Origin of the sequence: Vibrio sp. SG41-7 (assembly GCF_014164465.1) — a bacterium.
Classification (GTDB): Bacteria; Pseudomonadota; Gammaproteobacteria; order Enterobacterales; family Vibrionaceae; genus Vibrio; species Vibrio splendidus.
The window spans coordinates 1-12,268 of sequence record NZ_JACJFF010000143.1 but is presented as its reverse complement, the minus strand read 5'-3'; the positions used below and the strand labels follow the sequence as shown (position 1 = coordinate 12,268).

Annotated in this window: 16 protein-coding genes; all 16 read right to left on the bottom strand. The window is 42.8% G+C overall.

The window, feature by feature from the left end:
• Positions 1 to 590: 590 nt before the first annotated feature.
• The 16 genes from tusA to H5300_RS23125 all read right to left on the bottom strand — a co-directional run bounded on the left by tusA (position 591) and on the right by H5300_RS23125 (position 12,158).
• A complete protein-coding gene (gene tusA / locus H5300_RS23200) occupies positions 591 to 821 on the bottom strand; it encodes a sulfurtransferase TusA (protein ID WP_014386756.1) in 231 nt (76 codons plus the stop codon).
• A 30-nt stretch (positions 822 to 851) separates the two neighbouring features.
• On the bottom strand, positions 852 to 1,196 hold the full coding sequence (locus tag H5300_RS23195) for a hypothetical protein (RefSeq protein WP_220503561.1): 345 nt from the start codon (positions 1,194 to 1,196) through the stop codon (positions 852 to 854).
• Between the two features lie 62 nt (positions 1,197 to 1,258).
• Positions 1,259 to 2,236 (bottom strand): IS1595 family transposase, encoded by a 978-nt coding sequence (locus H5300_RS23190; protein WP_182797004.1) that lies wholly within the window; start codon positions 2,234 to 2,236, stop codon positions 1,259 to 1,261.
• A gap of 313 nt (positions 2,237 to 2,549) precedes the next feature.
• Complete coding sequence (locus tag H5300_RS23185; RefSeq protein ID WP_182797003.1) at positions 2,550 to 3,185, bottom strand: hypothetical protein; 636 nt, start codon at positions 3,183 to 3,185, stop codon at positions 2,550 to 2,552.
• Between the two features lie 55 nt (positions 3,186 to 3,240).
• Positions 3,241 to 3,657, bottom strand: coding sequence for a topoisomerase II (locus H5300_RS23180; protein ID WP_182797002.1), 417 nt, complete (start codon positions 3,655 to 3,657; stop codon positions 3,241 to 3,243).
• Between the two features lie 105 nt (positions 3,658 to 3,762).
• A complete protein-coding gene (locus tag H5300_RS23175) occupies positions 3,763 to 3,933 on the bottom strand; it encodes a hypothetical protein (RefSeq protein ID WP_259397918.1) in 171 nt (56 codons plus the stop codon).
• A 31-nt stretch (positions 3,934 to 3,964) separates the two neighbouring features.
• Positions 3,965 to 4,249, bottom strand: coding sequence for a hypothetical protein (locus tag H5300_RS23170; protein WP_014386751.1), 285 nt, complete (start codon positions 4,247 to 4,249; stop codon positions 3,965 to 3,967).
• Positions 4,236 to 4,853: a hypothetical protein gene (locus H5300_RS28125; RefSeq protein ID WP_259397917.1), complete on the bottom strand. Its 618-nt coding sequence runs from the start codon at positions 4,851 to 4,853 to the stop codon at positions 4,236 to 4,238. Before H5300_RS28125 ends, H5300_RS23170 begins: the two co-directional genes overlap by 14 nt.
• A gap of 61 nt (positions 4,854 to 4,914) precedes the next feature.
• Positions 4,915 to 5,139 (bottom strand): class I ribonucleotide reductase maintenance protein YfaE, encoded by a 225-nt coding sequence (gene yfaE / locus H5300_RS28535; RefSeq protein ID WP_014386749.1) that lies wholly within the window; start codon positions 5,137 to 5,139, stop codon positions 4,915 to 4,917.
• Between the two features lie 336 nt (positions 5,140 to 5,475).
• A complete protein-coding gene (locus H5300_RS23155) occupies positions 5,476 to 5,850 on the bottom strand; it encodes a hypothetical protein (protein WP_182797001.1) in 375 nt (124 codons plus the stop codon).
• A 110-nt stretch (positions 5,851 to 5,960) separates the two neighbouring features.
• Positions 5,961 to 7,721, bottom strand: coding sequence for a VWA domain-containing protein (locus H5300_RS23150; protein WP_182797000.1), 1,761 nt, complete (start codon positions 7,719 to 7,721; stop codon positions 5,961 to 5,963).
• A 68-nt stretch (positions 7,722 to 7,789) separates the two neighbouring features.
• Positions 7,790 to 9,094: a DUF3150 domain-containing protein gene (locus H5300_RS23145; protein WP_220503560.1), complete on the bottom strand. Its 1,305-nt coding sequence runs from the start codon at positions 9,092 to 9,094 to the stop codon at positions 7,790 to 7,792.
• 445 nt (positions 9,095 to 9,539) lie between these two features.
• A complete protein-coding gene (locus H5300_RS23140; protein WP_164496844.1) occupies positions 9,540 to 9,683 on the bottom strand; it encodes a hypothetical protein in 144 nt (47 codons plus the stop codon).
• Positions 9,684 to 9,768: 85 nt separating this feature from the next.
• Entirely contained in the window at positions 9,769 to 10,779 is a 1,011-nt protein-coding gene (locus H5300_RS23135) for a YqaJ viral recombinase family protein (RefSeq protein ID WP_182796999.1), read from the bottom strand.
• Positions 10,780 to 10,839: 60 nt separating this feature from the next.
• Positions 10,840 to 11,844 carry a phage recombination protein Bet gene (gene bet / locus H5300_RS23130; protein ID WP_182796998.1) on the bottom strand — a complete coding sequence of 335 codons (1,005 nt, stop codon included), beginning with the start codon at positions 11,842 to 11,844 and terminating at the stop codon, positions 10,840 to 10,842.
• A 65-nt stretch (positions 11,845 to 11,909) separates the two neighbouring features.
• Complete coding sequence (locus tag H5300_RS23125) at positions 11,910 to 12,158, bottom strand: hypothetical protein (RefSeq protein WP_182796997.1); 249 nt, start codon at positions 12,156 to 12,158, stop codon at positions 11,910 to 11,912.
• Positions 12,159 to 12,268 lie beyond the last annotated feature (110 nt).

Genomic DNA, 12,268 nt, shown 5'->3' with positions numbered 1-12,268 from the left:
CTGCATCGTCTGTCGTTTAGGGATATGCCCCCCTGTTGTACTATCTATACTAGTAACGGCATCGTCATAAGAGCCTCTTATCGCTTCAGCGACTGCCCTAGCACGTAAACCATCTGAGTATTTATTCTGTATGCACAGAATAAAGAGCACACCTGTACCCTACGGGCACAAGTGCGCCCGTGGGCTAGTGTTTGAAATGAACTACCTCATAGGTTTAGGCAGATTCTTGAAGTTTAAGGTTGTCGAGGCAAATTGCATGATATAAGCGATGTCTCTGATCTAGGAGGAAATCCTGATCTGGCCGCCATGTGCTGCGATTGTATTCCTCAGTAAAACCGTTATAAGCGTTTACTTCTGCTGGGGACAATTTCTTACCTGTGTACACACAGGAAAGCCGTCCTACCTCGACAATAGACTGTTTGGGTAGTGGGGTATTAGCCTCTTCAACAGTGTATGAGCGCTTTGTTCGATGGTCGATAATCTTGGACTTTAATTGCTCGTGATTTAGACCTCGTAACGATATATACATGCCTTTCTCCTAAATTAAAGGAGCGGAACTATCCCATAGGACGTTTCCGCCCCTATGGGGTTTATATTTGTTTCTTGATTATGTATTTGTATGGGGGAGAGGTTACTTCGCTTTCCACAAGTTGATGATCCATGTGGCGACAAAAGTCAGGTATATCTCTCGTGGTAGCTGGGTCATCAGCTTTCACTTCGAGTGTTTCTCCTGGCCCCATACGACGAATTGCACGACGAACCACCATTAATGGCTCAGGGCATCGCAATCCCATCACGTCAATAAACTGATCTACATTCATTGGTTATCACCCTTGCCTATAGCAGTCTAATCACGCGACAGAAGACTTACTGTTTTCTTCGTAGCGCATTTTCGCTTGTTCGTTTAAATCAAGTTCACCGTCTTCTAGCTTTAGAATATTTTCTAGAAGATTGGCTTTGTGCATTAAAAGTTCAGCAACAGCCTCATCAATATCCTCGATTATCTGTTTCTGTTTTTTGATGGTGTAGCTATTCAGTTCTTCAACCAGAGGCCACGCTACACTCGAATAAGTATTTAGTGTGGGATATTCTGCTTCAACCTCACAGACAACGCCATTGGCACCTTCTCGATAGTGTGGATAGCCTATACATAGACCAACGCATCGGTCTAGTTTTGCATTAACACAGAACTCCAAAGGGGTGCGATTAGTAAAAATATCGCTCTGTTAGCGTTAACTGTTGATTGATATTTTACTCATCATTCTTCTAATGATTTCCAGTAAAATCCATCACAGAGTAAACTATTTAACGTTAATGGAGTTTCATCTTTGGATGTATCCATTAAGCGATTCCAACCAAGATAATGTGGTAGGTACTTTGTAGCAACACCATAGAACCTACCTATCCACTTCCGTAACCGCATCATATAATTATTCACGTTTTGTATATGAAATTGCTTGCCAATAACTCTTTGGTTTTTGCTAGCGATCATTCTGTAGTGAGTTAAATCATTCTCTTTAGCAAAGCTCTTATAAGCATTTGCGCCATCTGAGCAAAGAATCGAATCAGAAGTAACAAGTGGTTGTAATACTTCGCTTATTTCTTTCTTACTATTGCGCTTAAGGACAGCATCAACAATGCCACCGCTTCTATCTTTGATGATGAGAACAGGGATTTGATCTTCTTTTTTGCGTTTATCTGCCTGTTGCCCACGTTTACGTGGCTCTCGGTGCTCAATCGTTTTTTTACCTTTAAAGCTCTCAGCAAAGAACATCTCATCAACTTCAACAATACCTGATACTTCTGTCATTTGAGTCGTTGCAGAGGCTTTAAGAAAGCGATGTCGCCAACGAAATGCAGTTGTCTTATTAACCCCTAGTCGTTTGGCTGCCTGCCTTACTGTCATGGACTCGTTCAAGCAATCAACTTGAGCTTCCCAAAGGTGTTTTTTGCGGAGTCTTGCAAATGGTGTTTTAGTCAGAGCATTGAATGTTTTTCCACATTCATCTTCTTTGCACTTATAGCGTTGTAGACCAGAAGCCATACCCCAACGACCAATGGACATAGAGCCACAATGAGGACAGGCTACCGATTCATTCTGCTTGCACTGATCTATTTGCCGATAAGCTTCCGACTCATTGACCTTTGAATCGATCTTATCTTTCAGTAAAGTAAGTTGGTGATGCGTTAGCTCTGATAAAATATTGATTACTTGGGTAAAGTTTCCAGTTTTCATGGCAAAGACTCCTATCTCTACTATAAAAGTATAGCTCATTGTTCAGACTTCAACATTTAAAGCAAACAGAGCCAAAAATATCGTTAGTGTTTTTAGACATGATCTTCTCCATGCAATTATTGGTTATTGACGGAGAGATCCCGACGGGAGGCTCTCCCGTCAGGGTTGATATATTGCTGTTTATTTGCGACGTCCAGCTAACGTACTCAAGCACCAAAGGCACTTTCCCAAAAAGTCTCTATGTACGTACAAACTGCTTTGGAAAGCGAGGGGGCATTTCCCCCTGCGCTTGTTATTTTTACCTTATAGTTTCCTACAAGGCTACATAGTGTGATTCACATTGTTCGATATTCGGCCAATAATAGATTGTACCTTTGCCCATTTGATCTTGACGTGGTGTACCTAGAAATTTGAATAAATTTCCCATGCAACTTGCCACTGCTGAAAGATCTTTTCCTGGGGGGACATCTATCCCAAGACAAGTACGACCATACATAAACCGTCCAGAATATGAACGAACATGGAATTTAGTTTGCTCACTCTCAGGTTCATCTCGATTTACCTTATCTACAGCAAGTACTACCGCTTTGTTTAGAACGATAGTTTGACACGCCTTATCAAGCTCACCGAAGCGTTCAACGTCGATACCACAGAACTTATCAAGTCCCGAGGCAGCATCATGAACAATCAGTTGCTTGGTGTCAGCCAATTCATTTTCCATCGGCTTCCAAATGTTTTCAGCCTCTTTATCAATGAATAGCACTACCTCATGCCATGACCAAAACTCAACATCATCTCTGATGGCACAATGTTCAGGTTCTCGATCTTGCTGCATACATTCCAGCAAAAGCAAATAGCCGTCATACCATGTTCCTTTATATTCATCATTGAATTTAAGGACTTGTGCAGCGGCCAATCCAATTGCTTTCTGTTTCAGTGAAGTAGTCATTGTAATTTCCTCGAACTTGGAGGAGTCCACCAGCAGGTGATACTCCTCCTGGTGGCTATTTATTTCTTTTGGCTAACTGTCTGAGTCTGAGTGTGTATTGGCAAAGGTTACGCACTTCATCAGGCTCGTAACCAGATAACACACAACAGGTAACAAATGAAAATGGATGAACTTCATCAGAGTTCAACCATTCATAAGCTTCATCTTTTGCTTTTTTACCAGAGCGTCCGTCAGCAAGGACATTTAAGCTATACCGCAAAAATGCCTCTCTTAGCTCTTTAATCTGCCCATCAGTCCAAGTTTCGATTTCAGTTTCAAACTCTTGCTCGACTGTACGTTCAGAACATGATGCTACGATTGTTAAGGGAGTAACCTTTTCAATCGGCTCTTCATCATTTTCTAATAGCAGATCATCAAAAATGAAGGGGAGTTGTAATTGTGCATCGTAGGTTAATACGCTTGCAGTATTCATGGGTTGCTCCTAAAAATTTAATTGAGAGGCAACCCACTCCCAAAAGGGCATAGGGATGCCCCTTTGGGGCTAAGTTTCATATGTTAAAATCCAACAATCTGAGAGTTAATTTGCTCTTCCAGCCAAAGCTCCAATGATTCGAGCTCTTTTCTTTCCGACGATGAATTTGCTTTTTAAAGCATCACATCTAACGGCCAGCTGCATCGAGCGAACTTCCTCTACAGTTTCCACGTTGTTTCCAGAAAACATAACTAGTTGCGAATTTGGCATGGTCATAACTCACCTCCCTGAGTTTATAAGCCAGTATCTAATGCCTAGATTCAAGGTTGGCGTTAAACCAATCTGCGGGACATTCAATCACCGCATGGGTTACGACATCTCGCTCTGAGTAACCTTGAACCAAAGCATCGGTACACTTCTCAGGAGAAGTACCTTGAGGGACCAACAATTCAAGATGAATTCCATCCGAACCAACTAAATCATCCCCGTAAGGGAAGCCATTGATCGTTTGGTTGTGTCGCTTACACCATTTGATGATATTGGCAATACGACCATGCTCATCTTGACTAGCTATTCGTTTATTCAGCTTCATTGGACACCTCCTGACATGCACCTAGTTCAACCATGCTTTGCATACATATCTGGTTCATATCCATTGTGAGTGTGTCATTTATGGCCGAATAAACGATCCCCTCTTTCGCAAGTTTTAACACCTGTTTCAACATAGAAAGAATAGATTGAGCCTCATCGTCTATACGATCTGCTATATCTTTCCATTCCCAATGTTCAAATGGTTGCCATGCAGTTAAATCGGGCTCTTCACCTTTCTCAACGCATTCTATTAGATACTCGTAAGCCATGAACCAATTGTCAGCACTTCCTAATTCTGACAGGTACTGAGCAGTTGCTTGGGCGTATGCGAGTTCTTCTAATTTTGGCTTGGTGGTTAAGGACATTCTTAAACGCTCTAGAGCTTCTTCTGCATCATTACGAGTTAAGAAGAAGTGTTCTACAGACGAACGGCAACGTTTGCCTTCCGCATAGTAAAGAATGCTTTCCTGTGTACAATCTGGAGTGGCTAAACCGTACTCCTCAATTGTTATAGGCTTAATGGTTAATGACTCTTCACACAATTCATAAACAACAACAGGGAAAGTGCTATTACGGTAAAAATCGTGATGGTATTGATTGGTCATACATATTTCCTCTTTGTAAAGAGGAGCCCAACCCGTAGGTTAAATCTCCTCAGGGTTGGGGTTAGATATCGACAGTTACATCTGACGTTGCTGTAGCACAGCAAGGCAAAATTTCACCATCATTAAGATATGCTATAGGTTCAGCACGGTAAGAAATGTTCCCTCTTACCAGCTTGCACCGACATGCTCCGCAATACCCATTTCTGCATTGCGACTCAATAGCGATACCTTTTCTTTCTAGTTGAACCAGTAACGTACTTGTACTGGCTGGTAAGTTGACATGCATTGTCATACTCCTTATTTGAGAAGCATGACTCCCAGCGGGAGAACATGCCCCGCCAGGGTGGTTAATAGATGAGATTTTGCTGTTTATTTTTGGCGACCAGCTATCGCACATCAGCGCACAAGGCACTTTCCTTGAATCTCTCGACTTTCACATGTGAAAGTTAAAGGTTCAAGGAAAGCACATGGTGAAACAGTTTCAAAAGATGTCTCAAGATACTGTTGCTATACATCCATGCTGGTTATGCCTGTTTAGGGAGCATAGTTCATTTATGGATAAAATACTTGCAGGGCTAATAGCCCCACAAGTCTGTCGATTTAACGATTTATAACGTTTTCACTATCCCATCTGGAATAGCTTTTTTAACGTCATTTCTCTAACTTCATCTGCGCTCAAGAGAACCTGGCGGTTGCCTATTTTTATCCGGGCATTTTCCACAGGTACAAGTAAGTAAACATTATGAGCGTGATCATGATTACGAAAGAGTTGTATAGAGCATTCAACACCATTTCTAACCATTGTTGGTCTGAATCGGCCAGTTAACCTAAAATTTAATCGGTCTAAAAAACTAGGAATATCCCCTTTAGGATCATCCGAATAAACCATTTCGTACTGAGTTCCCGTTGAATAATGATGTGTAATCTCACCTATTTTCACAAAAGGGTCAGTTGGTATATCGGAATGTGGATTGGATGGGTAATAACTAGTGATCATCAATATTTCCTTTTCATATCAAGAAAGGGAACGCCCTGTCTGGGAGTTCCCTCAGACAGGGTAATAAATTGGCCCCGTCCCTGACGGGATAGGGCCAATACATGGACTGATTAAGCAGCAAAAGCGGTCAACGATCGCTCCATTAACTTAAACAGTGTTTTTTGTAGATCCGCAGCATCTTCGATGACAATGTTCGTATTGAACAGTCGATTAACGGCTGTAGTTTCAATACCGATACCAATCATTTCTATGTCACTGGCTTCACACAGTCCGATAACTTTGTGACAGGCCAGTGCATTGTTCGGCGCACCATCTGTCACAACTATCATCATTTTACGTTCCTCTCTGGTTTTGGTTAGCTCAAATGCGCTATACCAAATGCCCTCAGCCATCGGTGTACCACCGCGTGAATTGAAGACAAATTTACCAGTTTGGTTTTGTACTTTTTGACCATGCTTTACAACGCTGTACACAGGAACATTGGAGTTGTTACCGAAAAACGTTACTGCTGGATTAACCCCTGGAATGCTTTCTAAAGCTAATGCAATAGCTAAAGAGGCTTCCCTTGCAATATCTTCCCTGCACTTACCGTTTCCGGCAGGGCTATCCATTGAGGAGCTCATATCGACCAAAATGTGAACCGCTGTATTAGGGCGCTTCTTAGCTTCTGGTCTCTGGAAAATACGAGTATCTCCAATGACAACTTTATGTAGTTGACGAGTGTCTACACGCTTTCCACTTCTTTGGTTCCTATGAGCAGTTCTTTGGCTGGCTTGCACCAATCCATAAAGCTGCTGTCGGATTTTTGAAGTTGTACTTTTCACATCTCCATTGAGACGCTGCCCAGCTTCTTTGTGATCATGGATATCCATTGCTGACCGTACTGTTTGGTAACGATCATCACCTTCTTGCTGGGCTACCAGATTCAGCTCTTGCTTCAAAGAGTCTTGCGCATTTTTAGGCAAATCACTGTTTCCAGCGCTTAGTACTTGTTGTAGCAATTGAGAAGCATTAGGAGGAGAACTGTTACCGCTCGCGTTCTCTTCACTATTATTACCTTGAACTTCGGGGCTATTTTCATTTTGCTCACTTTGCGCTCCACTACTGCCACCCTGTTGTTCTTGGCTATTTTCATCATTGCCATTAGATGACGACTGTTCCTGCCCATTTGGACTTTGAGAGTCGTCACTACTTTTATCCTTCTGCTCAGGTGATTGCTCACGTTGAGATTTCGGATTTTGCTGCTCTTCACTATCTTTCTCTTCTTCGATCATCTTAATGATGTCATCAGCAAGAGATGCAGCGTTTGCAGTTGATTTGGCGTCCACACATTTACGTAGCAAGGCATTAAGCCTTACAACAACACCTTGAGGGAAAACTCTTTCAAACACAGCTTTTGCGCCATCTAAACGCTCTTGCAATGCAGTTTGACCTACACCAACTGTTTGCAACCAATACAAGCAGTATGCAGACAGGATGGATGCAGGGTGGTCTTCATCTCTCACGGGTTCATAATGGCCTGTTTGAAGCATGTATCGAGCCATCTCGTGCAGTGTCAAAGCTGTTCCTGGGTAGACCCCAGGCATTGCTCTTTCAATACGACAATCTTCAATGACGTTTGTTAGGTGAGCGTGCAAGCCGCGTCGCCTTTCTACATTGAAGTCCGTAAACCGAACGTGTGCAGCTTCATGTGCCAAGTAGCCCCAAACAGCATCCATATTTGGATAGTCATCTGGAACATTTGGAATAACGATAGTTTGACCATCAGTGCTTGCGGTATCTGACCCCAAGGCAACTTTCACACCAAACTTCTCGCCATAAGCAGCAGCTACGATGGGTAAAGCATTATAAACATTACGTTTTTTAGACATATTTCTTCTCCAATTTGGACAGAAGAAACAAACCACCCTCGGAAAGGTGGTTGTCCCTTCCGAGGGGGTTAAAAATAACAATCCTGATCATCAAGCTCAGTTGGTTGCTGTTCAGGTTGACTTACAACATGATCATTAGAGTGAGATTGACCAAAGTCCTTGCCAACATAATCTGCTGGGTCTTGGCTATAGTCTTCCACTGGAATGTCCTCACAATTTAGGTCTGCATTCCACAGAGTCTGAGAAGAGACATCGCTTTTGTCTTCCAAAGCATCATCTTCCTCGTCATCTTGGTTTGCACTGGATGTGCGGTTGGCTAAAAACGCTTCGAAGTCATCCAAAATAGTTTCAGGTTCTAAGTTATTAACTTGTTCACCATCTTCTTGGTTAATTTCTTGGCTTTGCGTTTGAACGTATGGCTGTTCCTGTGCCTCATCACTCTCAACACCTTCACTTTCATCTTCTTGATCAGAAGCTCCAGACTCTAATGAGCTGAGTTCATCTCTGGTCAAGGTTTTGGCTACATCATCAACACTAAGCGAACCACCAGCGTATTCTTGAATACGTTGGCGATCACACATGATTAATACGGCGGCCATAATTTGAAAGAAGAACATACCTTCAATATTACGCTTTCCAGCTCCGTGCTTTTCGTACCCTGCCAGTGTTTGATCGAGCAGGCTAACGAGCGGAGTGAATGCGCTGTTCAAAAATGACAGTCCATCCACTTTATCACGTAGGTTTTTTAGCGTTGCGCCTGTAGCTGTTGCTACATGCATCTTCCCAGCTAAACGTTTGTTGTAAAAATCATTGGCATCATTTACCACCTCAGCAATGAGATCATCGCCCAACTCCTCAACCTTATGATTAAGTCTGTGTGCGCTTTGCTCATCTTGAGTAGGTTGAACCATAAACACCTGATATTCAAAACCAATTCGTTTTTCTACTTCTTCACGAGGAAGAGCTCCAGCACGAATAGCAGTCTCGTATTCAGGGTTTTCTCGACACCATTCATCAACGGCATTGTTGTAGCCAGTAACGAACTCGTGTTTTAACTGTTGAACTTCGACGTCAATCTTGTCCAACTTGGCGCAAATCTCATCAGTTTTTGCTACGGGTACAGCATAGCCATTCATGAATGGCATACCATAGCTAAGCAAAAAACGTCGAGTTTCTGTTTTCAAGCGATGAAAGCCTTTCAGCTTCGCTGGAGCACAGATTTTTTTCGACCCTAATTGAGCTACTTTCTCTGGTGGAATTTCACCACCAGCACCCAATTTAAAGTCAGATGCAGACAAACGAGTTTGCCCACTCCAGATATCAAAATCAGCATTAATAACGCATAGATTTTCGAGATGTTTAACTTTTGACATGGTTTATTCTCCAGCAAAGTGAAAGCACACCATGTCCCGAACCGGGCATGATGTGCCCGGTTGGGCTATAAAGTTAAAGTGGGTTACGCAGGAATAATCATCCAGGTAAAGGTGGATGGAAATGAATTTCCAACACGTTGAACATTGTCGTACAAGGTGTCATTAAATACTCGGGTCATCCAGTTCGGAGAACCTTTCTTTTTATAACATAGCTTGTAGTTTTTCATGGTTGCCTCCTAGTGCAATAGACAGGAGGCTAACTCCGAACAGGAGAAGCTCCCCTGTTGGGTTAAATTGAAATGAGTTTGATGCTGTTTGTTTTTAGCGACCAGCTATCGCGTCTTCACTCTCGATGAGAGTAGAATTCGTCCTTTTCCGTTGAAGACCGAAAAAGCAATCTTCAATGGAAAAGGGGGGAATACATTCCCCCTTTCATGTCTACATTTCACATAGGCTCAATGTACCAGGTAACACTTTTTGGGAAAGAGTTTGCCACTCTTTGTACATTGGCATAAATCGTATCTTTGTAGATACGTTCTAGCCAGCGGCCACCATGTAGGTACATGAGCTTGAAGTTCTGTGTTTTCATTGTAGATGCCCTTTGTTGCTTGTTTCTAAAACACACTGACGCGATATGCTTTAGAAACAAGCCCCAAAGGGCTTGTTATTTATGCCTAAAAATAGGCTGACTCTACTTCTAGAGACACATCGTTTAAAGGGGCTAAAACCTCTTCATCTTGAATGTACCTCGGGTTAACAGAGCCTGTAACCGTTACTCGGTAACGTTCTGAGGTCTCCTCTCTATACGAGTTAAGATCCTCAGGCTTAATATTCGAACCTTTTTCTTCAAGTAGCTTTTGGTAATTTACCCGACCAGCGGCTTTGTACTTAGTGATCATTACACCGCAATAATCCGCATGGAAATATTCACCCATCAAAGATTTCATTTTATCAAGGTGAGGTTGCCGCTTATCTTTCAACGCTTGCAACCTATCTTCCAACTGCTTAATTTCTACGTCATAAAGTCGGTACTGCTCCGCTTCGTAAATCCACTCGTTCACTTCCTTACCTTGCGGTATAAAAAGATCTCGCTTGAGGTCTTTCTCAGGCTCTTTACGCTCAGTGACTCGTTTCCAGAAGATTGTGCCCTTAGCCACAATTTCTTTTATCATAGGCTCATCTCGGGTGATAACAAACTCCTTGAGTTGCCCATTTCGGTAGAAAACTAGCCACCCTTGCTTTGCACCAGTAACTAACAACTGATGTTGAACTTGAGGGTAATATAACTGATAAGCCTTGCTGTTTTTTAGTTCAGAACAAACATCGTTCCAGACCGTTTCGCTAGGACATTTCAGTTCAGCAGGTTCACCATTGCCTCGTAGACCATCGAGCGATGCTCTAAACAATGGATATTGAACTGACTCGACACAAACAGGTAAGAGAATATCATTGTACTTCTCCTCAAATGCACGTCTTGCTTTATCTTCGTTTTCAACCCCTTGGCGCACCAGAGGGTTTAGACTTAGATCGACTTCACGAGCATAGCCTGTTTTTTCAGCCCAGAGTCGCCATTCCGTTTTATAAGGAGAACGATTTAGTAGGATGCAGGCGTCAGTAGCAGTAATACCACCTTTACGCCATTCCAACCATTGTTCGCTCCTTTGAGGTAGATTGACGATTTTCATAGCTCTCTCCTGTATTTAACAGGAGGAGTCCCCATCGCGGGGGAACTCCCCCGCAAGGGGTTAAAAGTAGTTGCCGTCACCACCCTCTTCCAGTTCAGGATCAGGTTCGTGCAAACCTTCTTCTAGAGGATCAGGATCATGCTGAATCGGCTCATCTGGTAACTCAGATTGAACATCGTCAACATTTCCCTTTTCCTGGATAGAAGCTTTTTGGGTTTCAGCTGGTTCCATGCTATCAATCTCTGCATCACGCAAATATTGAACCGCATACTCCAACTCGGCACCAGAGAACCGACTTCCAACATACTCGTGAGTTGCTGACCACGCATTTTGCGCAATAGCTCTATCTGCAAGTTGTTTTAAAAGTGGGCCGATTTTCTTTTTATGCTCCAAGGCCAATGGACTTGAGGCTTCAATGACAGCTGGTTGTTTTGTGGTTTGTTCTGACGATACAACATGCGCTTCACCTTCAATTATGCGTTCAGCTTCATCTTGATCGTAAATTCCAGAAAACCCCAAACCGATACGCAGACCTTGGATAAAGCCTTTGTGTCGTAACTGTCGTTTCGTGTGAGTCTGCCAAGGGCCAATAACAGTGTAAGGACCGTACTGACCCGTTGCTTCGACTGGTGGACGATAGACTTCATCAAGATATTCTCGAATACGTATAGACCGTGTACGGTCCTTTCTGTAAACGATACACTCCACCCATTCTGGACATTTCACCTTTGCTCCGGACATTTCAATAAGATTTTCAGAGTATTCAAACTCCACCCCATCAAATTGCTTGTGCTCGTTGGCAATCCGGCTCCAGCCATCAACACCAACAACAGGTACTATGCCGCCGCTTTTATCAGGGAAAGCGTATATTTCTCGCGTAAACGGATTCAGATTGTACTGCTCCGCTACGATGAGTAATGCCATCATCTGCTCATCAGTTGGTGCGCTTCCGTCTCGCTGCTTAAAGGCTGTTAGCTTTAAAGTTTCAAAAAACTTCTTAGCATCAACCCCAAACCGCTGAGCCATTCTTTCAACTAATGATTTCGTTTCTGGTTTTGTAGACATGGTGTTCTCTCCGTTGAGATGGAAGGGACACCATGACCCCTTAGGGCACAGTGCCCCTCTAGGGGTTAAAAATAGGAATCTTCAGTTTCGCAATCAATGTTATCCAATCGAAATAGTTCGGCGACTAAACCAAGACGTTCTGCCGCTTCTCTAACTTCGTTGTAATTCCATCCGAACTCAAAAAATATTCCTTCCAAAGAATCAAATCCGTCATAAATAAACAGATCACCATCTTCTCCACAGATTTTAACCAAGCGTTTTTCATCATCTTTAAAAAACTCCTGCTCAAATCTGCGTTGTAACTTAACAACCACCTACTAAAGTAGGTGGGTTAGTATTACGGACTGAAAGTCCGGATACGGGTCAAAGACCCGTTGTTAGTCGCTTTCAGTTCGGAAGTTATCTTCAACCTTTGGCTCAAAAT